The 21962-nt window shown below is 51.1% G+C and carries 22 protein-coding genes; 11 read left to right on the forward strand and 11 right to left on the reverse strand.

Annotated features, from left to right (window positions below; genetic code table 11):
- Positions 1-200: 200 nt before the first annotated feature.
- Positions 201-2621 carry a PAS domain S-box protein gene (locus H6750_19985; protein MCB9776593.1) on the reverse strand — a complete coding sequence of 807 codons (2421 nt, stop codon included), beginning with the start codon at positions 2619-2621 and terminating at the stop codon, positions 201-203.
- A gap of 290 nt (positions 2622-2911) precedes the next feature.
- On the opposite strand from H6750_19985, the gene H6750_19990 reads away from it, so the two are divergent.
- On the forward strand, positions 2912-3598 hold the full coding sequence (locus H6750_19990; GenBank protein MCB9776594.1) for a uracil-DNA glycosylase: 687 nt from the start codon (positions 2912-2914) through the stop codon (positions 3596-3598).
- Positions 3599-3630: 32 nt separating this feature from the next.
- Here H6750_19990 and fsa read toward each other — a convergent pair whose 3' ends face one another.
- On the reverse strand, positions 3631-4284 hold the full coding sequence (gene fsa / locus H6750_19995) for a fructose-6-phosphate aldolase (GenBank protein ID MCB9776595.1): 654 nt from the start codon (positions 4282-4284) through the stop codon (positions 3631-3633).
- A gap of 268 nt (positions 4285-4552) precedes the next feature.
- On the opposite strand from fsa, the gene H6750_20000 reads away from it, so the two are divergent.
- From H6750_20000 to H6750_20015, 4 genes are all read left to right on the forward strand, one after another.
- Entirely contained in the window at positions 4553-4864 is a 312-nt protein-coding gene (locus H6750_20000; protein MCB9776596.1) for a hypothetical protein, read from the forward strand.
- 119 nt (positions 4865-4983) lie between these two features.
- Positions 4984-5745 (forward strand): 6-phosphogluconolactonase, encoded by a 762-nt coding sequence (pgl, locus tag H6750_20005; protein ID MCB9776597.1) that lies wholly within the window; start codon positions 4984-4986, stop codon positions 5743-5745.
- Between the two features lie 21 nt (positions 5746-5766).
- On the forward strand, positions 5767-6156 hold the full coding sequence (locus H6750_20010; protein ID MCB9776598.1) for a hypothetical protein: 390 nt from the start codon (positions 5767-5769) through the stop codon (positions 6154-6156).
- 95 nt (positions 6157-6251) lie between these two features.
- The gene (locus H6750_20015; protein ID MCB9776599.1) at positions 6252-7007 is read left to right on the forward strand and encodes a hypothetical protein; all 756 of its coding nucleotides are present in this window, start codon (positions 6252-6254) and stop codon (positions 7005-7007) included.
- A gap of 39 nt (positions 7008-7046) precedes the next feature.
- On the opposite strand, the gene H6750_20020 is transcribed toward H6750_20015, so the two are convergent.
- The 4 genes from H6750_20020 to H6750_20035 all read right to left on the reverse strand — a co-directional run bounded on the left by H6750_20020 (position 7047) and on the right by H6750_20035 (position 10967).
- Positions 7047-7589 carry a hypothetical protein gene (locus H6750_20020; GenBank protein MCB9776600.1) on the reverse strand — a complete coding sequence of 181 codons (543 nt, stop codon included), beginning with the start codon at positions 7587-7589 and terminating at the stop codon, positions 7047-7049.
- 232 nt (positions 7590-7821) lie between these two features.
- Positions 7822-8760, reverse strand: a complete 939-nt coding sequence (locus H6750_20025; protein MCB9776601.1) for a paraslipin — start codon at positions 8758-8760, stop codon at positions 7822-7824.
- The gene (locus H6750_20030; protein MCB9776602.1) at positions 8750-9223 is read right to left on the reverse strand and encodes an NfeD family protein; all 474 of its coding nucleotides are present in this window, start codon (positions 9221-9223) and stop codon (positions 8750-8752) included. The genes H6750_20025 and H6750_20030 overlap by 11 nt, the downstream gene beginning before the upstream one ends.
- Positions 9224-9698: 475 nt before the next feature.
- Positions 9699-10967 carry a hypothetical protein gene (locus H6750_20035; GenBank protein MCB9776603.1) on the reverse strand — a complete coding sequence of 423 codons (1269 nt, stop codon included), beginning with the start codon at positions 10965-10967 and terminating at the stop codon, positions 9699-9701.
- 809 nt (positions 10968-11776) lie between these two features.
- On the opposite strand from H6750_20035, the gene H6750_20040 reads away from it, so the two are divergent.
- Positions 11777-13009: an FAD-dependent oxidoreductase gene (locus H6750_20040; protein ID MCB9776604.1), complete on the forward strand. Its 1233-nt coding sequence runs from the start codon at positions 11777-11779 to the stop codon at positions 13007-13009.
- A 312-nt stretch (positions 13010-13321) separates the two neighbouring features.
- Complete coding sequence (gene fumC, locus H6750_20045) at positions 13322-14725, forward strand: class II fumarate hydratase (protein ID MCB9776605.1); 1404 nt, start codon at positions 13322-13324, stop codon at positions 14723-14725.
- A 44-nt stretch (positions 14726-14769) separates the two neighbouring features.
- Here fumC and H6750_20050 read toward each other — a convergent pair whose 3' ends face one another.
- Positions 14770-15042, reverse strand: coding sequence for a DsrE family protein (locus tag H6750_20050; protein MCB9776606.1), 273 nt, complete (start codon positions 15040-15042; stop codon positions 14770-14772).
- Between the two features lie 40 nt (positions 15043-15082).
- Positions 15083-15325, reverse strand: coding sequence for a hypothetical protein (locus tag H6750_20055; GenBank protein ID MCB9776607.1), 243 nt, complete (start codon positions 15323-15325; stop codon positions 15083-15085).
- Between the two features lie 426 nt (positions 15326-15751).
- Between H6750_20055 and H6750_20060 the strand changes: the two genes are divergently transcribed.
- A complete protein-coding gene (locus H6750_20060) occupies positions 15752-16768 on the forward strand; it encodes an alcohol dehydrogenase catalytic domain-containing protein (protein ID MCB9776608.1) in 1017 nt (338 codons plus the stop codon).
- A gap of 610 nt (positions 16769-17378) precedes the next feature.
- On the opposite strand, the gene H6750_20065 is transcribed toward H6750_20060, so the two are convergent.
- Together H6750_20065 and H6750_20070 are read right to left on the reverse strand one after the other, a co-directional pair.
- Entirely contained in the window at positions 17379-17621 is a 243-nt protein-coding gene (locus H6750_20065; protein ID MCB9776609.1) for a sulfurtransferase TusA family protein, read from the reverse strand.
- 23 nt (positions 17622-17644) lie between these two features.
- Positions 17645-18175 (reverse strand): DsrE/DsrF/DrsH-like family protein, encoded by a 531-nt coding sequence (locus tag H6750_20070; GenBank protein MCB9776610.1) that lies wholly within the window; start codon positions 18173-18175, stop codon positions 17645-17647.
- Positions 18176-18440: 265 nt separating this feature from the next.
- Between H6750_20070 and ftcD the strand changes: the two genes are divergently transcribed.
- The 3 genes from ftcD (at position 18441) to H6750_20085 (ending at position 20900) form a co-directional block, all read left to right on the forward strand.
- Positions 18441-19358 (forward strand): glutamate formimidoyltransferase, encoded by a 918-nt coding sequence (gene ftcD, locus H6750_20075; GenBank protein MCB9776611.1) that lies wholly within the window; start codon positions 18441-18443, stop codon positions 19356-19358.
- 138 nt (positions 19359-19496) lie between these two features.
- On the forward strand, positions 19497-19925 hold the full coding sequence (locus H6750_20080; protein ID MCB9776612.1) for a CBS domain-containing protein: 429 nt from the start codon (positions 19497-19499) through the stop codon (positions 19923-19925).
- Positions 19926-20060: 135 nt separating this feature from the next.
- Complete coding sequence (locus tag H6750_20085; GenBank protein ID MCB9776613.1) at positions 20061-20900, forward strand: ion transporter; 840 nt, start codon at positions 20061-20063, stop codon at positions 20898-20900.
- Between the two features lie 335 nt (positions 20901-21235).
- Here H6750_20085 and H6750_20090 read toward each other — a convergent pair whose 3' ends face one another.
- On the reverse strand, positions 21236-21904 hold the full coding sequence (locus H6750_20090) for a FecR domain-containing protein (protein MCB9776614.1): 669 nt from the start codon (positions 21902-21904) through the stop codon (positions 21236-21238).
- Positions 21905-21962: the final 58 nt, after the last annotated feature.

Here is a 21962-nt window from a genome sequence, read left to right on the forward strand (position 1 = left end):
TAATCAGGAATTCATAATGAAGAGCGTGATGGCTTTTGGGGCTGTGTTGTCTGCAATGTAGCATATTATCAATAGAAACGAGTTTGAAAAATATACGGTGAGATTTTGTCACCCTGAGTCAAAACAAGGAGTCTTTCCGAAAATGATAAAGGTCGTGGGGTCGTTCACCCGGTACCTGAAGGAATAGCCCCGAATACCATTTAGTGGGAAGAAGAGGAGATAGAGGATATCCGCCCTGGCTGGTCAGGGGTTTGTCCGGTTGCCAGGGGAGATTGACGCCAGAGTCTTTGGTGAACCATGTTGCTCAGTTCGATCAGCGAATAGGGTTTGGTAATCACCCCGACGAATCCATGAGAGGCATAATTGGCCATGATGGGATCATTTGAATATCCGCTGGAGACGAGCGCCTTGACCTGTGGGTCAAGTTGTTGCAATCGTGTCAAGGTTCCCATACCGCCAAGTTTTCCCGGGACTGTTAAGTCTAAGATCACTAAGAGAAATGGCCTATGAGTCTCCATGGCCTGTTGATAGAGGGCCACCGCTTCTTCTCCATCCTTTGCGATCATCACTTCGTATCCACAATGCGATAACATTTCTCGTGCCATGACTCGTATAGATTCTTCATCATCCATGACTAAAATTTTTCCCTGTCCCCGACGAATGCCCAGGTTCAAGGATTTGGGCGATGAGGTGGCCTTGGGAGATGCAGGAAAGTAGAGTGTGAAGGTGGTGCCTCCTCCGACCTGGGAGTCCACGGTCACATGACCGGCATGTTTTTTGACAATGGCATAGGTGGAAGCCAAGCCCAATCCGTGTCCCGACGACTTTGTCGTAAAGTATGGCTCAAAGATTTTGGGCAAATGATCTTCGGCGATTCCGATTCCTTCGTCGGTGATGGTGACTTTCACATAGGGGCCGGCTGAAAGAGGCAGAGGGCTTCTGACGTCCGGATCGGACAATTGGATGTTTTCGGCGCGAATGGTGATTGTTCCTCCGTGGGGCATCGCATGGATGGCATTCATAAGGAGATTTTGCATCACCTGATTGATTTGCCCCGGGTCGGCTTCAACGACCCATAGGTTTGGATCCGCCCATGTTTGGCAAATAAGCGATGAACCGGAAAGAGCCAGTTCGGAAGATTCCTTGATCAACTCGGATAAGGCCACCGGTTGCTTAATGGGATCGCCGCCCTTCGAGAATGTGAGCAATTGGTGCGTGAGGTGTTTGGCGTGGAGAGCCGCACGTTCAGCTCGTTCTAAGTAGGACTGGTGTTCCTGGGAAAATGGCAGGATTTGTTTGGTTAGAGTAATATTTCCCAGTATCGTTGTCAGGAAATTGTTGAAATCATGAGCGATGCCGCCGGCGAGATTTCCCACCGATTCCAATTTTTGGGAACGAAGCAATTGAGATTCCAGACGCTGTTTTTCCTCTTCAATTTTTTTGCGTTCTGTCACATCTCTTGTGACTCCCGTAATGCCTATGGGGAGATTGTTTTTGTCGAGCAGGAGGCTTCCCCGCACTTCCGCCCAGATTGAGGATCCATTGTGATGTTGGTGTTCCAAGACTAGCAAAAACGACTGATTTGGTTTGTAAGTACGGGATTGGTAATGAGCGCGTTCTTGTTGAATGGCCTCTCTCAGAGTGACCATGGAAGCAGACGTCAGAATAGTCTCCGGCGAAAGCGTGTCAAGGGCATGACCCGAATACCCCAACAACCGTTCCAGAGAAGGGCTGATGTAGGAGAACCTCGATCCCTCCAGGTTCATGACCCAAATGACATCGGATATTCTTTCCACCACCATTCGATACCGGGCTTCCGATTTTTGCAAATCGGCAGTCCGGACCCCCACAAGAGTTTCAAGGTGGTCTTTGTGATGAAGGAGTTCTTTTTCGATGTCTATGCGGGTCTGGATTTCCTGACTTAATGAACGATTGAGCGCTTCGGCTTGAGAGTGGGCCTGTTCCAATTGATGAATCAATCGAAAGTTCTCTTTTTCCAGGGTGAGCGTGTTTTTTATCATGAAAAAATTTCGGTAGGCGGTGACCGTTATCACAGCGAGAAAGGTGAAACCCATGATCCCCACGGCTTGATGGGGAGGGTCACCCTGCGCGAAAAATTGATAGGTGAGAGGCAGGGTTGTGGGAAGACTGTAGGCCAAAAAAGCCGGAAAATAGGCTGCATGGACGGCGGTCGAGCCCGCCGCCATTCCTCCCAGCACCAAGGCTAAAAACATTTGATGGCTTGGTGAAGAAGGGGGGTAGAGTGCAATGCCGGCCATGCCCCAAATCAGTCCGGAGGCACAATTTCCCGCAACAAACCAGGCCAACCATGTACTTGGGTGTAACAGGGGTTTCGATGCGCGGCGATAGGCCAGGACCAAACCTGACCAGAGAACATTAATCCCCACAATGCCGACGATCCATTCCGACACGATCTTGGTCGGAATGACATCCATGAGAATAGATGCGACCAGCCCACAATTAATGATGGAGGCCAGAATGGCCATCGGGACCAAGGAAAACAGTTGATGAACCTGTTGACGACGAAGTTCGATGAAGGAGTGAGCAGGGGAAGGGGTTCCAGAGGATCTCATGGGGGTCGGATCCGGCCGAGTCAGCATCAACGCTATTCCACTATCTAAGGAGTCCAGGCGTAGACAGCACCCCGGCATGGACCGTTCATACCGTCGTCAACCTGATGAAAAAGGGATACCCGGGATGGAATGCCCCTTCTTTTGTCCTATAGCCTGCCTTTCATCAATGACTATGTCAAGACGACTGGCGTGTCGGGATAAAGAAAGGAACATAGGATAAGGGGATAGGAGGACGTGTGATTAGGTGCAGAGAGCCTTAATCGGGATTTCCCGGGTTGGGGCTGATTGATGTCTGTCTATGATACGATCACCATAGGATGAAACCGTTGACGCTTCTCCAGAAGACCATTACTGACTGTACGACCTGTCAACGTTTGACGACCTATCGTCAAGCCGTGGCCAAGGAAAAGGTCAAACGGTTTCGGGATTGGGTATATTGGGGACGGCCCATTGCAGGGTTCGGCGATCCCAAGGCTCAGGTCTTCGTGGTGGGCTTGGCCCCTGCGGCCCATGGAGGAAACCGCACGGGACGGGTGTTTACCGGTGATCGAAGCGGAGACTGGTTGTATGAAGCGTTGCATGCGTTCGGGTTTGCCAACCAGCCGGATTCGACCCACCGGGAGGATGGGCTCACGCTGAAGGATTGTTATGTCGCAGCGGTGGTACGCTGTGCCCCTCCGGCCAATAAACCCACAAAAGACGAATTCGCTGCCTGCCGTCCCTATTTGCAGGAAGAAATACGATTATTGCGGCGGGTCAAAGTTGTTGTGGCGCTTGGGAAGATTGCCTTTGATGAATACTTGCGAACCTGCCGAATCATGGGTTGTCAGATGCCTTCTCCCGGACCGAAGTTCAGCCATGGGGCTCAATATGCCTTATCCTGGGGTGTGACCCTGGTCGGGTCTTACCATCCCAGTCAGCAAAATACCTTTACGGGTACACTCACCCGTCCCATGTTTCATGGGATTTTTAGCACGGTTCGCAAGCTGCTTACACCATCCTGACCGTTACGGGCTCCTCTGAGAAGATGGTCCGATCAGGTCTTGCTGGAGGGCCTGGCTTCCCAATCCGAGAGAAACTTTTTTAAACCATTATCTGTTAACGGATGTTTGACGAGCTGTTGAAATACGCCAAAGGGCATCGTGCAAATATGCCCGCCGGTCAGAGCCGCTTCGACGACATGTTGGGGGTGGCGAACGCTGGCGACGAGAACCTGTGTGGCGAAATTATAGTTTTCATAGATCGTCAGGATTTGTCGAATGAGCTCCATGCCATTGGAACTGATGTCGTCCAATCGGCCTATGAACGGCGACACGCACCATGCCCCGGCTTTGGCGGCCAATAAGGCTTGAGTTGGCGAGAAGCATAATGTGACGTTGACCCGGATTCCTTCGCTGGACAGTTGCTTGGTGGCCTTGAGCCCTTCCGGAATGAGTGGACATTTTACCACAATATTTTTGTGAATCTTCGCTAATTCTTTTCCTTCCTTGACCATGGCCGCAGCCTCAACACTGACCACTTCAGCGCTGATGGGCCCATCCACAATTCCGCAAATTTCCAGGAGGAGTTCCTTGAAATCACGCCCTTCTTTTGAGACAAGCGAAGGGTTGGTGGTGATGCCGTCTACCAGGCCATAACTGGCCGCTTCACGGATCTCTTTGACACTTCCGGTATCGAGATACAGCTTCATATCGAATCCCCTTTTTAGGTTTTGAGCTGGTGTTGCCTGAGTGGTCTCGTATCCCATTGTAATCCACCCCTCTGTCTTGTACAAATTTTCCTATCCATTGGCGGGAAGAAAAATTTAAGTGAAAAGCCTGCCTGACAGATGAGAAAACGGAGGATTCTTTTACCTCGATGGATCAGGTTGTTTGACTGGTAGAGGATCGAAGGCTAGAATTTTCAAACACATAGAGAGCGTGTCCGGATTTCAGCCATTGTCGGGGAAGGAGACGGGTGTGGTCTACAAATATTTGCTGATATGTCTGATGGTATTGCTTTGTGCCGGTTGTGGAGGGAATCCGTATTTGGATGCCTCCCTTGATCCCGCCAAATTTGAAGGAAAAGACAAGGCCTGGTTCGAAGAAAACTGGGGAAAGCCGAGCGGGAAATCCGCTCGATTCTTTGGAGGAGAAACCTGGGTGTATTCACGCATTTCCGGTGGTGAGTCCCGATTTCCCTACTTTAATTTTTCCCCGAATCAATGTCACATTAATTTAGATTTTGACAAAGAAGGCAAGCTGGAAGATTATGATTATACGGATTGCTAAGGACTCTCGTGCCTGCTCAATCTGCCAGGGTTGAGGAGATCCTTCTGCTAAATATGCCATTCCAAAAGGGTTTTCTTTCTTTAGAATTTCTGTACGCCCTTTGAACGTAGGAGTCTGGATTGTCCCGGACGATTATCATTACACCAACAATCGACGAATTGTTTAAGGTTGCCGCCAAGGAAATTGTGGCGGTGGTGCTGGACTGTCGGAGAGCCGGTCGCGACTGTCGTGTGGCTTTGGCGGGTGGGTCCACCCCTCGAGGATTATACCGGCTCCTGACGGGTGCCCCCTACCGGACTCAGATCTCTTGGGACCACCTTCGGGTTTTTTGGGGAGATGAGCGCACAGTCCCTCCGGATCACCAAGACAGTAATTTCCGCATGGCCAAGGAGGCGCTTTTATCTCACGTGCCCATCCCCTCTGATCAGGTATTTCGGATTCAAGGCGAAGTACCCGCCGAGGAAGCTGCGGCTCGCTATCAAACTGTCTTGCAGGAACAATTCAATCTGTCATCAGGAGAGGTTCCACAGTTCGATCTGATCGTATTGGGTATGGGCCCGGATGGGCATACGGCGTCATTGTTTCCTGGAACCTCGGCTGTGGCAGAGTCCAAACAGCTGGTGTCGGCGCCGTGGGTCGAGAAATTACAGACCCACCGGGTGACGTTGACCCCACCGGTTCTAAATGCAGCGAAGCACGTGGTTTTTTTGGTCAGTGGAGTGGATAAAGCGACGGCCTTACAGGTCGTGTTGGAAGGGCCGGCAGATCCTGCCCGCTTTCCCGCCCAAGTCGTGAATCCTCCGACAGGTCACTTGCTATGGTTGGTCAATCAGGATGCGGCTGGCCTATTGAAGAGAGAATCGATGACGTCACGTAGGTGAAGAAGGAGAGGAACCATCAAAATGGTTAAGGCACCCGAGGCATTTATTCACGCCCTCCACAAAAAACCCATAACATGTCCCACACCGGCTTGTTCCGGTTCCGTGGCGGTGGAAGAGTGTTCCCGGTCCACCGAGCGGGTGAAATCGTTTAAATTGCACTGTGAACAATGTGATTGGCACGACACGATAACGGGTGATGAACAAGTCGATCCGCCGTGGGACGAGGGGTCCCTGATGGAAATTACGGAGGAGCATCTTCTGCATTTAGAACCGGTTTGTCCCTATGATCAGGCACCGGTGGATTTTCATTCGCTGCCGAATCCACGTCGTCGGGCTCGCTATCGCATCACGTGTTTTTTCTGTGGGCGGCAGGAGGAATTGGATTGGCCACCTGAGGAAGCGAAGCGATAATCCTTGGGAGTGTGCCGGGGCCTTAGCGTTCGGTTTCCACTTGCGTTATTCCCCATGCCCTGTTATTCCTGTCAGACGTATCTGTTGTCGCACTCATGAAAAAAATTAAAAAAAAGAAGTCGGCTTCTCAAGTCGTGCCGGCTTTTCTTGTTGGGTGGACCCATGGAAATCCACCTCCGCCAGGCTATATCGCGGCCTGGTTCGATGAAGCGTATGGCGGGCCATTGCGCATACGTTTTCTCACCTCGAACGGACACCATCATTTTGAGGCCGCGCACACCAATTGGACTGCCGAAGTCAACATTGAGCCTTCAACGGCAATCGTCGAACAGTGGCAGGGTCGCTTACAGTGGGAACAGACTCAAATAGCCGTCCTGTTCCCTCCGACCAATACGGCGACCGATCGTCGGGATGCCCTGTTGCATGTGGCGAGAATGGCGAGGGGAGTCACTCTGCTCACGGACGGAACGACCTATGACGTGGCGACCGGCTCATATCTCAATCCTTCGGATTGGCGCGATCGGGATTTGGAGGCCTTTCGAATCACCGATCACATTCAGGTGGAACATCGTGAAGACCTTCAGCGGGCGCGCATATGGTTCCATACCAGGGGCCTCACGAAATTTGGGCTGGATGAAATCGAGACCTTTCAACCGATGGGCTTATCGAGTCGGGAGGTGAAAGACACCCTCCTCAGGGTTGCCGACTATTTGATTGACCAGGGAAAGAACTCAAAGGTGGGGGAACGAATCATTCTTGATGGAGGTGGTCCCCAGGTGATGGTGGTGCGCCATCGGACCGATCCCGTATATGGGACCCCGCTGGCATTCCGGGAGTTGATCTTGGAGTGACGGGAACCCAGGCGCACAGGAAGCTGCAACCCAATGCGGTTACCGGGGTGGAGAAACCACGGTAATGCGAGTCCGTGCCCCTCGTCCGATCGCTTGATCGCAGGGAGTGAGTTGCGTATCGATGGCAATATTGGGAATGGAGCCCGGCTTGCTCATCAGTTGCCGGGTGAGTGCCTCACCCGATGCCACAGGGCGCGGCAGGCGATAGAGATAGATCGTATCGATATCTTCTGCTTGAAACCAGGTTGCCCCTAAACTTCTCTTGTAAAACTCCAGAATTTTTTCAGGCGGATCGGGAGTGAGGAGCACGGCTGAAGGAATGGTCTGGTAGGTGTGTCCATGAATTTGTGAATTCCCGCTGGGCATGGCACTGGCCAAAACGGCGTTCGGATATGGAGGGACCAGAAAAAATTGGGCTGGAGGCGTCCAGCTATTGAGAAATGATTCCTGCATGGCGGTGAGGCGGCATTGCGGGTTCTGGCTCACTGCGGAAAAATCGGCCAGGGGAGCATAGGAGCCTGCATGGGCGAGTGTCGGGAATACGGACAGAAATACGAGACTCAGCAAACAAGACTTCTTCATGCCTTGACTCCTTGCATCGTTGGGGGTTGAGAAAATCGGCATGTCCGGCATACAAGAGGAGAATCATGGCGTAAGCATGCTGTGCAGTCAACTGGGAGGGGGCAAAGGAATTGGGCGGCTTGAGTCGTGAGACGGAATGGTGTTTTATGAACCGGGCAGGAACGCAAATCGCCTTACTGTGTTAACATATTGCCCTCATGAGGGGAAGCCGACTACTGCCGTCTGTGGTAAGTTAGGAAAGCTTTGGGGCAGTCGCTGGTTTTTGATTGATGACATTCATGGCCAGCGCAATCATCGAGCCCACGTCCGACACGGAAGCTGGGAGCACAAGGGTGTTACTGGCTTTCGCTAATTCCCCAAATTCCCCGATATATTGCTCGGCCACACGAAGCTGAACCGCCTCAAATCCGCCGGGGAGTTGAATCGCTTCGGCAACTTTTCGAATACCCTCGGATGTGGCGGTCGCAATCGCGAGAATGGCTGAGGCCTCTCCTTCGGCTTCGTTGATTTGTTGCTGTCGTTTCGCTTCAGATGCTTTGATGACCTGCTGCTTGTCTCCCTCAGCTTCGTTAATGGCCGCATCCCGTTGACCTTCGGACGCGAGTACCACCGCGCGTTTTTCCCGTTCAGCCCGCATTTGTTTTTCCATTGCGCTGAGCACGTCTTTGGGCGGGTTGATATTACGAATCTCGTATCGAAGGACTTTGGCACCCCAGGGAGAGGAAGCTTTGTCCAACTCGTTCACGACCGAAATGTTGATCGTGGTCCGTTCTTCGAAGGTCTTATCCAGGTCAATTTTTCCGATCTCACTGCGAAGCGTCGTTTGGGCAAGCTGAGAAATGGCGAACCGGTAATCGGTAATCCCATAGGAAGCCCGTTCGGCATCCAGGACTTTGATATACAAGACCCCGTCCACTCCGACCTGCACATTATCCCTGGTAATGCAAATTTGTTCGGGGACGTCCAGGGCCATTTCTTTTAAGGTGTGTTTGTAGCGAATCACATCTAAAAATGGGATAAGGATGTGAAGTCCGGCGTTTAAGGTTGACGAATATTTTCCTAACCGTTCAACGACATAGGCGCTTTGTTGAGGAACCACGATGGCCGTTTTTGACAGGATAATAAAAGCCAGTAAGGCGAGTACAAGCATAACCAGTAATTCACCCGACATGAGATTCCTCCTGTGAAATCGGATCTGCCTGAATCCAGAGTGTCAACCCTTCAACTCTGATAACTTTGGCTTGCGAACCTTTGCCTAGGGTTGACGTTCCGGCATTGCGGGCGGTCCAGCTGGTTCCATGGAGTTCCACCTTTCCTATTCGTTGGGCATCAAGATTTTCCAGAAGAGTGGCAAACTCTCCAACCATGGAATCCACCGGAACCTCATCCTTGTCCCTGATGAAGCCCGTTTCTTGAAGGGGTTTCTTCATGGCAAAGAGCGAGATGATGCCGAAGAACACGAAACACAACCATTGCAGCCAGGCGGCTTCGGTCAAGCTTACCCAGGTGAGGGCACTCACCATCAACGCCGCTACCCCGAAAAACAGAAAATAAAAGTTGCCGAGACCTCCCAGGGTGAGGATTTCCAACCCGATTAGGATCAAACCCATTATCGACCAATGCCACCAAAGCATCGTGGAAAGACTCCTCTTTGTTGCAAGGATAACGGCAGAGGGGCACAGGGGGATCCGAGCTATTGCCGTTTTTCTATTATATCGGGCGTCGTATGGCGAAAACTAAAGCCGAATGGTTTTTTTTGTTGAGATGGGAACACGGCAGTACCGTCTTGAGGGAAAGACTAACACAAATTTCCGGAAAGGTCTTCCTCTCAGGAAGGTAAAGCTGCATTTCGAATGGGAGGTTGCCGTATACCCTCTTACCGTCCACCCGGGCCCTCCAAACTCTGTCTTTTGGCCTGAGAAATATCACCATTTGATTCAATTTTTTGAAATAAAGTCTGGCACGATGACGGGGAGTCCTTGAATACCCTGGAAGAGCTCGTTCCCCGTTGCCGAAAACGGAAGATGTCAGCTGAAGACAACCACCAAGTTTCATTTCCGGCTATACAGGGTTGCGTTGACTTATCGTGCCATGGCGGTGGTCCCGTTTCTACCCAGTGGGCAAATCCGGGTGTTCGACAAAAACTGAGGGTGGAAACTTTTTGCCGGTCTTAGAATGGCGCAAGGTTCGTTTCAGGACGAAGTCAAACAGCAATGGATTGTAGTCATAGATTTCATTCAGAGCGGCGCGTTCTTCAGCGTTGATATGACCTGAGGACACGAGTGATCGGGTCTGAATCACGATATTGATTGCGGGCAGCGGATAATCGCTTCCATTGATGAGTCTGGAGTGAATGGAGGGCTTGGATAAGATCTTATCGAGGTTGTGATGCCGATTGTATTGGGTCACGGCCGAAATATCAGCAAACACTAAGCCTGCATACTTGGGGTCTTCAAGCATCTGAATGGCCAGATCGATATAGGGTGTGCCAGGAGGACAGCGGGCCTCCTCCTCTTTTTCGCATTCCCCCAAACTGGCGACATGCGCCATCACGACTTTCACTCCCATGTCCAGGGGCTTTTTCAATAACAAGGGATTTCCAAAGTGCTGAAATTCTGCCGCTTCCGTGGCAATCTCCACACCGGTATGGGAAATCAGGGCCATGTCGTACTCTTGCATGATGCGATAATACGGGACGAGTTTGTCCTGCATGGCTTCTGACGCCGGATGAATACCCATGGCATTGGGCAGCCATTTCACAAACCGAACCCCTTGTTGTGCATAGTGACGAAGCGCGGTTGTGGCATCCTCCCGATAAGGATGAATGGAGATGATAGGAAAGAAGATATCGGGATTCTTCTTGGCAATGGTCATCACATATTCGTTGGGCACATAAAACGTGGATAGTTTTCGATCGGGACGTCCCTGCTCGTCATGAAAAAAATCAAACGCCATGATGCCGAATTTTCCCCGTTCAGGCATGAACTGAATGAGGTCTTTCAAGCGGGCAAGGTACTGGGTGTCGGCTTGCTGTTCGTCCGTAATCAACGCGGCACTCTTATAGATTTCAAACTGGGAAAAATGAATCAGCCCATGCCAAGGGGATTGCCATTCCTCATTGACAAAGGTTCCATTGATGTCCTCATTCATACCTAACATATGAACGTGATAGTCGCGAAGCGCATGACCCTGGATACCGTCCAATGCCCGGTTGATCAGTGTGCGTGCCTCGGCGCTGATCTCTTTCTCCAAATCCTTGGGTTCATGGTCGAAGGCGCCCCCCAAAAGATCGCAAGAAACACAGAAGGCGCTTACCGTAAACAGCATTGCCCGGAGAAAATATGTCGATGTCGTTCTCTTATGCTTGTGTGGAATCATGTTGAGTGCATCTGGTTCGTAGTCGCGGGTTCAATCTCACTGACAGAGAGCATGAGAGCATTATTGGGTAGGTAACGAAAGTTTGTAGGAAATTTACACACAATTACTTTTAAGAAGGAATGTTCATTCTACGTTGGCTGTCCTTTATAGAAAAGGTGAGGGATGGATTTGTTCTGGGCATTGTTCAGGGGGCAGAATGGTACGTGTACCGTTCCAACCCTATCGTGAACAATGTTTGGGCGAAATACTCTTTCCTGCTTTTTTTTTGTATTTCTAAAGAGTGGGTTTACAAAATTTATACCTTGACTAAATGTCAGAACTAGCCAAGAATCTTTCCAATTTTTTGCTTATGGAACAATTTCATTAATTTGCCGGATTGGTGCACGCGGGAAGCCTACTCGGAGGAAGTCAGGAGTTGCGGGTTCTGGCCCGGTGGAGGGCCGATTCCTTATGCGGCTTTCTATTCATATGCCTTTCCGGAGCTGCCTGATTTTGCGGCGTCATACGTGCAGTCGGACGGGGCATCCTACAGTCCCGATCTGCAAGAATGTATTCTTCTCTACGATATTGTCCGAGAGGCGTCATCGCCCGATGATACCCTTCTTGAATTCCTGAAAACGACGTATGAAGCCCCAGCCAGTTTGGCAAAGTGGGATCGCCCCTCTCTGGAACGGAGGAGCGACCCCCAAATGACAAGTCCATGAAAGTCTTGCTGCTATTGGTGAGTGGGCGACATTGGATCTTGATTTTGTTGAAGGCCACGAAATCCACCAGGCAACCAACCCAACCACTGAGTAGGGGAAATGATGATGCCGTCGATTGCTGACACCCGTTGCTGTATTGTGGGTGGTGGTCCGGCCGGGATGATGCTCGGATATTTGCTGGCCCGGTCAGGGGTTTCCGTCGTCATTCTGGAAAAGCATGCCGATTTTCTGCGCGACTTTCGCGGGGATACCGTGCATCCATCGACACTTCAGGTCCTTTATGAAGTCGGTTTGCTGAAAAAATTTGATCGACTGTCTCAGCGCAAAGTCGATCATTTGAGTGTGAGCATCGGGGGACGGTTGCAGCAGGTGGTCGATTTTCGTGGACTGAAGCCCTTTGCCTATTTGTCATTGGTGCCGCAATGGGATTTTCTTGATTTATTGGCCGATGAAGGCCAACGTTATCCGCATTTCGATTTGCGCATGCGTCACGAGGCCATTGGGCTGATTGAAGAAGAGGGACGCGTGTCTGGTGTCCGTGTGCGTTCGCCTGAAGGCGAGGTGGCGGTCCAGGCAGGTCTTATCGTCGCCTGTGACGGCCGTCATTCGACTTTGCGCGAAGCCGCTGACATGCCAAGGCGGGACTATGGAGCGCCAATGGATGTACTGTGGTTTCGTGTGCCACGAAAGCATAGCGACCCGGAAGATACCTTCGCCATCGTGGACGCCGGCCATATGATGGTGCTGCTCAATCGGACCGATTATTGGCAAGCTGCTTATGTGGTGCAAAAGGGTCGTGAAGAAACACTGCGGGCCCAACCGTTCGAGACCCTGCGCGATTCGGTTGCCAGGCTGGCACCTTTTCTCAAGAACTCTGTCCGAGCTTTGGCCACCTGGGATGAGGTGAAAACATTGGTTGTGCGTGTCGATCGCCTGGAGCGCTGGTACCGGCCGGGTCTGCTACTGATCGGAGATGCCGCGCACGCGATGTCACCCATCGGAGGTGTCGGGATCAATTTGGCCATTCAGGATGCTGTCGCCGCGGCGAATGCTCTCGCTTCGAACCTACGGAACGGAAATCCGATTCAAGAAACACTGTTGCGCGAGGTACAGCAACGTCGTCTGCTACCGACCAGAATCATCCAGGCTCTGCAGGTGCAAGCTCAGAATCGTCTAATCTCCAAGGCCCTGGAGAAATCGGGCGATTCACCGAAATTTCCGGCGATTCTGCGATGGTTGTTACGGTTCCGTCCCATAAGAAATATCCCTGCCCGTTTGATCGGCTATGGCATTCGTTGTGAGCATGTGCGCACGAACGAACACCCTCCGAAATTCTGATCTGTTTTCGAAGACCACTGTTGTCCGCTCTCTTGGATGGACCTTAGGGAGGATAAAATGGTGGTGCATCATTTCCTCCAATTGAAATACGCAACGGACTGAAGGGTTATTAAACGCATGGGATTAATTCCTTTGGGGTAATCACATTTAAACCAACTGCTAAATCAACTGCATCACGACCTTGACTTGTGTCTTGACTAATTTCCAGAAATAACCAAGAATCGGCCCACCGTCATTCCCAAACGGATGCCAGTCTGTATGGCCTGATAGACGGATTTATTGTCCAACAGCTTACAAGCTAACAGGGCAGCAATGAAAAAAAAGCCAGGCGACGTTCGCATTGAAACCGACTCTTTTGGATCGATTCCTGTGCCGGCGAATAAATATTGGGGGGCTCAGACCCAACGTTCCTTGGCGAATTTCCAAATAGGCCAGGAACGCTTACCTCGAGCCCTCATCCGGGCCTTAGGTATTGTCAAACGTTGTGCAGCTCTATCCAACATGGTGCTAAACACGATTGATGAAACAACCGGCAAGGCTATTGCTGATGTGGCGGAGGATGTTATCGATGGCAAGTTGGACGATCACTTTCCCCTCGTGGTCTGGCAAACCGGTTCCGGTACGCAGTCCAACATGAACGCCAATGAGGTGATTGCCAATGTGGCCATCGAACGTCTGGGCGGGACGCTCGGATCAAAAACGCCGGTTCATCCGAATGATCACTGCAATTGCAGTCAGTCTTCCAATGATGTTTTCCCGACGGCGATGCATATTGCGACGGTTGAGCAACTGCACCATGTCCTGATTCCATCCTTGGCACATCTCCACCAAGTCTTGTTGGATAAGTCGCAAGCCTGGGAAGGCATTATTAAAATCGGACGAACCCATTTGCAGGACGCCACTCCTCTCACGTTGGGTCAGGAATTCTCAGGATATGCGACCCAGGTGCAGATGGGCATTGATCGGATTCAGGATGGTCTTAAACGGCTGTATCCCCTTGCGCAAGGCGGTACCGCTGTGGGTACGGGATTGAACGCAAAGCCGGGTTTTGGTGAAAAGTTTGCTGAAGAAGTTGCGAGGTATACGGGGCTGCCATTTCTTTCGGCTTCCAATAAGTTCGAAGCGTTGGCCACGCATGACGCCATGGTGGAAATCTCCGGCGTGCTCAATGTTCTCGCCGTCAGTCTGAATAAAATTGCCAATGATATTCGCCTGTTAAGTTCAGGCCCGCGCTCCGGTCTTGGAGAGCTCTCCCTGCCGGAAAATGAGCCGGGTTCCTCCATCATGCCGGGAAAGGTGAATCCCACCCAATGTGAAGCCATGACCATGGTCTGTGCGCAGGTTATCGGGAATCACACGACTATCACGATTTCCGGCGCACAAGGGCACCTTGAACTCAATGCGTTCAAACCCGTCATTGTATACAATGTGCTTCAGTCCATTCGCCTCATCGGCGATGCCGTAAGGAGCCTTACCGATAAATGCATTGTGGGCATTGAGCCGAATATTGCCCGTATTTCCGAGCTGATGGAACAATCCCTGATGCTGGTCACGGCTTTGGTTCCTCACCTTGGTTACGATAAGGCAGCTAAAATTGCTCAAGAGGCCTTAAAAAATGGACGCACCCTGCGAGAAGAAGCTCTCGCCAGCGGATTTGTGACTGAAGAAGAATTCAACACCTTGATTCGTCCGGAACAGATGATTCGTCCAAAGTAATCCGAACGTCCCCAGCCGCCTTCTGGCTCCTTCCGGGAGGGAATTTAAAATGAAAGATTGCGATCACATTCGGTAATGGCTTTGACATAATCCTCCATGCCCTTCATTACCGCTCCCACTTCCAGATCGGGTTCGTGTATTTGTCGGGCTACCGCACAGGCTGAACAGACCCACAAAGGGACTGTTGAAAAAAGCCGCCAGCGGCGTTCTCGCCATTTTTCCGTGCTCACGTACTGGAAGTACGCTCTGCGCGCAAAAATGACTGCGGCCTTGCTGGACGAACTTTTTTGAACCGCCCCGAGGCCTCTAATATGCAACGTGCCTGTGGGTCAATATGGCCTTGGAAACTATTATTATTCAACACTCCCACAGAGGAATACCCTGAGACAGAATGGTATTGGCTAACACCTTCAACGCCGGTAATCCGACTCCCTGTATGCCATCTACCATGCCTTTTTTGGCTAAGACAACCGCCTCAGCCTGAAGCCATAGAACGACCTCATGCCCTTGTTCGTGAGCCGCCTCTGAGGCGATAAACGGAAGAGTGGCCATTGTTGGATCATCCGTCCCTTTACTCCCGGCAATGACAAAGCGTGCCATAGATTTCTCCTTTCATGAACCTCTTTTCTTTCATGCTTCTCCGCAATCCCCCATCTCATTGCACAGGAAAGTTGGATTAGGATGAAGATGCAGTCGCCCGGAACCTGTGCTGAACCTTGATGGTATCAGTGATGAATTGAAGATTAACCTCTGTAGACCCCTTGGTTTAAGCTGGCGCGTGTGAATACTGTTGGCTCACCATCAGTATGGTTTACAAAAAGTTATACCGGAAGCCCCTGTGGCAGTGTCGGTAATACGATGAATGGGAATACACAACTGCCCGGTTCCGCCTCTATCCCCTTTCCTTGAATTTCCTAATCTGTCACGATAGATGGCATGGCAATGTTCGGTACCCGCCTGAGGCTTCTGGTTCGATCGTCTCCAAGGCGTGAGAATTTATATAATGAATAAATAAGGAGTATACACATGAAAAAGATGAAAGCCGTGGAAGTCCGTCAGGCAAAGGGCTCTTTGCAACTCGTGGAGCGTGAAGTGCCTAGTCCTGGCTCAGGACAGGTTCTCGTGAAGGTTCAGGCCTGCGGGATCTGTCATAGCGATGTGTTCACGAAGGAAGGTCTATGGCCCGGTCTGGAGTATCCGCGTATTCCTGGACATGAAATTGCCGGTATCATCGAGGAGATGGGTTCGGGTGTGGAGGGATGGAAGCAGGGCCAACGGATTGGCGTGGGGTGGCATGGAGGACACTGTGGCCGTTGTGAGCCTTGCCGCCGAGGCGATTTTGTCCTTTGCCAACGCGGGTTGGTTCCGGGGATTAGCTATGATGGAGGCTATGCCGAATACATGATTGCTCCCGTCGAAGCCTTGGCGCGCATACCAGAGGATCTCTCCGACGTTGAAGCGGCCCCTCTACTTTGTGCCGGCATCACGACCTTCAATGCCCTTCGAAAAAGCGGCGCGGGCGCCGGTGATGTGGTTGCTATTCTGGGCATCGGCGGCCTTGGACATTTAGGGGTACAGTATGCCAACAAAATGGGATTCGAGACGGTCGCCATTGCCAGAGGAAAAGACAAAGAGGCTCTGGCCAAGAAGTTAGGCGCGCGGCACTATATCGACAGCAGGGACCAAAATGTAGCGGAAGCGCTTAAGCGCCTTGGCGGAGCGAAGATAATCCTCGCAACCGTCACGAGTGGAAAGGCCATGAGTGCGACTATCGGGGGATTAACCATCGACGGAAAATTGATTATGGTTGGCGCCTCTGAAGAACCGGTGGAAGTCCCCATCGTGCAGTTTATTATGGGTCGACATTCAGTTCAAGGCTGGCCGTCCGGTACGTCGTCGGATTCGCAGGATACGTTGGCCTTCAGTGTGATGACGGATATAAAACCGATGATAGAGGAGTATCCTCTTGAACGCGCGGCTGAGGCTTATGGGCGCATGATGAGTGGTGAAGCAAGGTTCAGGGTAGTATTAAAGGTTAGTTGAAGAGCCCACCCGCTGGGATTCCTCCAATCCTTTGTCTTCGTCAAAAACATGAATGCCCATACTGAAGAAGCTGTGCTCATAAAAAGAACCAAGATGGTCAGTGGGTAATGGAGCCAAATTTCTGTAGCAACGGCTCGACTTTCAATACTGGGAGCGTTGAAAAAAAATACCGCCAGCGGCGTTCTCGCCCCTAGGCCGTGCTCACGCACTCCTCCGTACGCTCCGCTCGTCCTAGCGGCTGCGGCCTTTCCTTCGTGAAGCTTCAGGTCTGCACCGGCCTTTTTGAACACTTCACTATTTTTCTCTAATAAGCCTCCGTAACTCAGAAGCGAATGAAACGGCAAAATTTTTACGATATTCAACAGTCCCATACTCTGAACATGATAACACTCAACTGAGGCGTGTCATTGGGGATTCATTCATATTCCCTCCCCGCCAAAAAGGACTGGACGATGAAAGGGGAGCACTCCGTTAAGTAGGGCCGTCTGGATCTGGATAGGGTATTTATTGTGAAATTTCGAAGATTGACGGATTTTCCCCAGCGTTCAGCGCCCCGGTGATGGATCAGTTATGAGGCTCTGGGAAAGAGATTTTCTACAAGAGCAGCATCTCAGGCCTTTTTGACGTAGGCTTTGTAGACTTTTTTGTCGGCGGCACCTTCTTCTTCCATGCCCACCATGGCGTGTCCGGTTGTCTCGCACCAGGCCGGCATATCTTTTTTAATCCCTTCGTCATCCGAAATCACTTCAAGGACTTGCCCTGAGGCGAGTTCTTTGATTTTTTTTGAGGTCAGAATGATGGGCATCGGGCAAAAATACCCCAATGTGTCCAGTTTAACGTCGGCTGGTATCATAGTGCATCCTTTTGTGGTGGTCGTTAGATAAATAAGTTTACGGACCCGTGCCGGGCTTCCGCCAAATAAGTGCTGACTCCGGCGAGTTGGTCGATGCCATCAATGAGCGTGTCTTTTGAAATGCCCATGAGTCCCAGGGTCGTAGTGCAGGCAATCATCTTCACATCCAGGTCTTTGGCGGTCTCCATAAGTTCGGGTATGCCGGGCATGCGATTATCTTTCATCACCTTTTTCATCATGGTGGTTCCGAGACCTCCAAAATGAAATCGTGAAAGGGGCAGGCGACTGGCTCCTCCTTTGTTCAGCCATCCAAAGGCTCGACGGAGCCAATCCTTCGGGGAGCTACTCACATTTTCCTTCCGGATGGCATTCAGCCCCCAAAAGGTAAAAAACATCGTCACCTTCATGCCCATGGCTGCGGCGCCCGTCGCAATAATCAGGGCCGCCATGACGCGGTCCATGTCTCCACTCAGGACGACAAGTGTCACTTTATCGGGTTTGGTTTCTTTGAGCTCGGCTAAGGCGGTTGCTGGTTCAACGTGGGTGGCGTTCATGATGTCACCTTCTTTCTCAGAAAAATGATGGGTCGCCTCTTAAAGAGTCCTCAATATAGACGGATTGTGACGGAGTATAACAAATCCCGCCCTTTAATAGGGTTGGTTGTGCTTGGAGGCATTGTCCAAGGATGAGGCTTACCGCTCTCTCGACTATAATATGGTAATTTTTTCGGTGTCAACAAATGCCTGTTCTGAATTGTTGCCTGCATGAGGTATGAATCGCAGGCGTTTTAGCCGTGCAGGTAGATGTAAGGAAGGGGCCATGGATCGGTTGGTGGAATGTGTGCCGAATGTGAGTGAGGGCGTGGATAAGGCTGTACTCGCTGTGTTGACCCAGCGTATTCAGTCGGTGCCCGATGTGGCCTTACTCGATCTTCATGTAGATCCCGATCATCATCGATCGGTTTTTACCCTTGCAGGGGAGCCTGAGGCCATGGCTACTGCGCTTTTTCAGTTTATTCGAGAAGCACAGCAAAGCATCGACCTCCGCAGGCATCAGGGGCAGCATCCACGCATCGGGGCGGTTGATGTGGTGCCCTGGATTCCCTTCCGAGGCGTGACGATGGAGGAGTGTGCGGACTATGCCAAAGATTTGGGCAGGCGAGTCGGACAGGAACTGGGCATTCCCGTCTTTCTCTATGAACAGGCGGCTTTGGTGTCTTTGCGGGCCCGGCTGGACATTATACGGCGAGGGGGGCTTTCGGGGTTACAGGAACGGATGGATCAAGAGGCAGATTGGAAGCCTGATTTTGGCCCAAACGTATTGCATCCTACGGCAGGGGCGGTCGCAATCGGAGCCCGTTTCTTCCTGATTGCCTTTAACGTGGTCCTCAAAAGTCAGGACATTCAAGTGGCTCGTCGTATTGCCGGCACGATCCGGTCATCAGGTGGAGGTTTCCCTGCGCTCAAGGCCATGGGTGTACCCTTGTCATCAAAAGGGCTTGTGCAGGTGTCCATGAATCTGACGGATTTCCGGCAAACCTCCCTGCGAGCGGCATTTCAGGCGGTGGAGCGGGAGTCTCATCGGTTGGGTGTGGAAATTCAGGAAAGTGAAATTGTGGGCCTGGTTCCGCAGGAGGCATGGGATGCGGATTTGGCTGCCGACCTTAAGTTGAAGAACTGGAACCCTGAAGGCGTGTTGGAAGTGGCATGTGGGAAATACCATCTTTTCCCGTTGTAACTCATCAGGTACAATAGCCCGGAAATGTGGAGATGAATCCCACGTTCTACTGAATTGTGAGCCGGAGTACTGGAATCATTTGAACAAACAATAACGTGGGCATGAACGGAACGTTTACCTAAAAAAGGGAAAAACCATATGAGCGATGATCTGGCAGCTTTGCGGGCTAGTAAATTCGGGCAGTTAACGGTGGGCAGTGTCATGGAGAAAGAAGTGCAATCGGGCATGAAGGATTCGGAAGCCAAATTACTGGCCTCGTATATGATGGAAGGATTTGGTTCCGTTCCCATCATCGATGAAACTTCGAAATTGGTGGGAATCGTTTCCGAGTTTGATTTACTTAAGGCCTTGCGCAAAGGGAAAAACCTGGAAGACGTGACAGCAGGTGATATCATGACTGCCAATCCGCTATCGGTTACGCAAGATACCAATGTCCTGACGCTGATCGATGTCCTGCAAAATAATCATCTGATTCGGGTGCCTGTTGTGGATTCGAAGGGGAAATTGATCGGGATCGTTGCGCGAAGAGATTTACTACGGGGCTATTTGCAAATGTCGGGGAGTTGAAGCTCCCCGAGGAATTGAGCAACGGCTTTCCTTCACTGGGTTCATCCCTCCCATTTTCCAACATGAGTGAATCGGCGCGCGTGCTCCTCCTGGTTCCAGGGTGAGGATGCGCCATAAGTCTGTGAGTTGACGACGATGAAAGATCAAGCGAATCAGATGGTCCGCGCCCCATGGTTTGAGTATGGGATCATTGCCTGTATTCTCATTAACGGGGTTATTCTGGGGCTGGAAACCTCACCGGCACTGGTGGAACATTATGGTGCCTTGATGCACTGGGGAAACCACCTCATCCTTGGAATTTTCATTCTGGAAGCCCTTATCAAAATGATTGCCGTGGCACCTCAGATTGATCGGTATTTTCGGGATGGCTGGAACATCTTTGATTTTTCCGTCATCGTGTTTTCTTTGATTCCGGCTACCGGTGAATTTGCCATGATTGCCCGGTTGGCCCGATTGTTGCGGGTGGTTCGTCTCATCTCGACCATTCCTGAGCTCCGCCTTATCGTTTCAACCCTCGTGAGATCTATTCCCAGCATGATTCACGTCATGACTCTCATGGGCGTGATCTTTTATGTCTATGCCATTATGGGCTATCAGTTGTTTCATGAGCACGATCCGACGCATTGGCGATCATTGGGGATCTCGCTGTTGACCCTATTTCGCGTCGTGACCCTGGAAGATTGGACTGATGTGATGTATACCGCCATGGATTTTCATTACCTGTCTTGGATCTATTTTGTGAGTTTTGTGGTTTTAGGAACGTTTGTCGTGATTAATCTGTTTATTGCCGTGGTGATCAATAACCTCGATGAGGCCAAAGCCGAACGCCTGGCTGAACTTCAGGGGCCGGTCACACAAAAAGAGATACTCAAAGATTTAAAAGATACACAAATAGCCCTCAAGCGCTTAGAGGAGCGCTTGGAAAAAACTTCTGGAGAAAATGTCCTGCCCCTATCGAAAGTGTTGAAAGGTTAATATCCCCGGAACCAGGTTGGTTACGTTCCAAGGGCAATCGTGGAAAGGAATGATAGAGAAAGAAAGGGCGGGGATAATCCACTAGGAGTCTGTCGGACTTTGGGAATCGATAGCGAAAATGTGACTGAGCGAGGGCAAATTTTGACGACTTTGCCGGCCCATAGTGGGACTATGGGCCAAGGAGGCGGCGAAATATTGGCCGCTTAGGCACTTTTGCAGCCGATTCATCCGAAGTCCGACAGGCTCCCAGGCCGGATCCCAACACGAAAAAAAATCGGGCCCGTTCATGTCTGACGGAACGGGCCCAATATATGGCGATACCGTAACGGTAATTGTTACTGTTGAATACCCTGGACCCACGCGACATTAGGGGCTACGTCGACCGGTGCCGGCTTCGTGCATTTTTTCCCGCGATTTCCATAGCTGATTGTGGAAGTTTTGATCGGGCAGGTTCCGAATGCAGTGCCAAATTCCACAATTCCCTCCACCACAGTGAGAGTCGTTTGACCATCCGGCAAGACCTTGATGTCAAATTCCGTTTCCTTCACGGCTGCAGTGGCTACGGGCGTTTCAATTTCCAGGGGTTTTGGTCCTCCCATGGTTTTCACCCAAACCTCTCCGTTCGCCAGACGTAAGATTCTGGTAAATCCCTTGCCGTCTTCCCAGCGGGAGAGAATAAGAAGATCGGTGTCTTCGTTAAGGGCCACTTGGATGCCATTAGTGAATTCCATTAATGCCTGGCTTCCTGAGCCGGTTTTGACTCTGTCTCCTTCGTATAACGCGAGAGACCCTTTGCCCTCAAGTCGTTCCTGAATACCATCGGTTCGAAATACCGTGAAATCTCCAACAGCATTTACGGCATTCCCTACCAGTTCCTCGGCTGCCTGAACTGCAGAGAGGGAAAGAAATCCCAGACAGACCACCATCCCACACATTCCGGAAATGAGGTGGCGGGTCAGACGTGGTCGTGCGTTGAGTAAAATGGATGCATTGGTATCGTTCATGTGAGCCTCCTATTCGGCATTTGAAAAATCATCAATTGAATGATCAGGCAGGAATGAT

Source organism: Nitrospiraceae bacterium, from assembly GCA_020632595.1.
GTDB lineage: Bacteria > Nitrospirota > Nitrospiria > Nitrospirales > UBA8639 > Nitrospira_E.

Excerpts from the sequence above, each read along its gene's own strand:
- H6750_19985 (MCB9776593.1), bottom strand. The coding sequence starts at position 2,621 with ATGCTGACTCGGCCGGATCCGACCCCCATGAGATCCTCTGGAACCCCT.
- H6750_19990 (MCB9776594.1), top strand. The coding sequence starts at position 2,912 with ATGAAACCGTTGACGCTTCTCCAGAAGACCATTACTGACTGTACGACC.
- fsa (MCB9776595.1), bottom strand. The coding sequence starts at position 4,284 with ATGAAGCTGTATCTCGATACCGGAAGTGTCAAAGAGATCCGTGAAGCG.
- H6750_20010 (MCB9776598.1), top strand. The coding sequence starts at position 5,767 with ATGGTTAAGGCACCCGAGGCATTTATTCACGCCCTCCACAAAAAACCC.
- H6750_20015 (MCB9776599.1), top strand. The coding sequence starts at position 6,252 with ATGAAAAAAATTAAAAAAAAGAAGTCGGCTTCTCAAGTCGTGCCGGCT.
- H6750_20020 (MCB9776600.1), bottom strand. The coding sequence starts at position 7,589 with ATGAAGAAGTCTTGTTTGCTGAGTCTCGTATTTCTGTCCGTATTCCCG.
- H6750_20025 (MCB9776601.1), bottom strand. The coding sequence starts at position 8,760 with ATGTCGGGTGAATTACTGGTTATGCTTGTACTCGCCTTACTGGCTTTT.
- H6750_20030 (MCB9776602.1), bottom strand. The coding sequence starts at position 9,223 with ATGCTTTGGTGGCATTGGTCGATAATGGGTTTGATCCTAATCGGGTTG.
- H6750_20035 (MCB9776603.1), bottom strand. The coding sequence starts at position 10,967 with ATGATTCCACACAAGCATAAGAGAACGACATCGACATATTTTCTCCGG.
- H6750_20040 (MCB9776604.1), top strand. The coding sequence starts at position 11,777 with ATGCCGTCGATTGCTGACACCCGTTGCTGTATTGTGGGTGGTGGTCCG.
- fumC (MCB9776605.1), top strand. The coding sequence starts at position 13,322 with ATGAAAAAAAAGCCAGGCGACGTTCGCATTGAAACCGACTCTTTTGGA.
- H6750_20055 (MCB9776607.1), bottom strand. The coding sequence starts at position 15,325 with ATGGCACGCTTTGTCATTGCCGGGAGTAAAGGGACGGATGATCCAACA.
- H6750_20060 (MCB9776608.1), top strand. The coding sequence starts at position 15,752 with ATGAAAAAGATGAAAGCCGTGGAAGTCCGTCAGGCAAAGGGCTCTTTG.
- H6750_20065 (MCB9776609.1), bottom strand. The coding sequence starts at position 17,621 with ATGATACCAGCCGACGTTAAACTGGACACATTGGGGTATTTTTGCCCG.
- H6750_20070 (MCB9776610.1), bottom strand. The coding sequence starts at position 18,175 with ATGAACGCCACCCACGTTGAACCAGCAACCGCCTTAGCCGAGCTCAAA.
- ftcD (MCB9776611.1), top strand. The coding sequence starts at position 18,441 with ATGGATCGGTTGGTGGAATGTGTGCCGAATGTGAGTGAGGGCGTGGAT.
- H6750_20080 (MCB9776612.1), top strand. The coding sequence starts at position 19,497 with ATGAGCGATGATCTGGCAGCTTTGCGGGCTAGTAAATTCGGGCAGTTA.
- H6750_20085 (MCB9776613.1), top strand. The coding sequence starts at position 20,061 with ATGAAAGATCAAGCGAATCAGATGGTCCGCGCCCCATGGTTTGAGTAT.
- H6750_20090 (MCB9776614.1), bottom strand. The coding sequence starts at position 21,904 with ATGAACGATACCAATGCATCCATTTTACTCAACGCACGACCACGTCTG.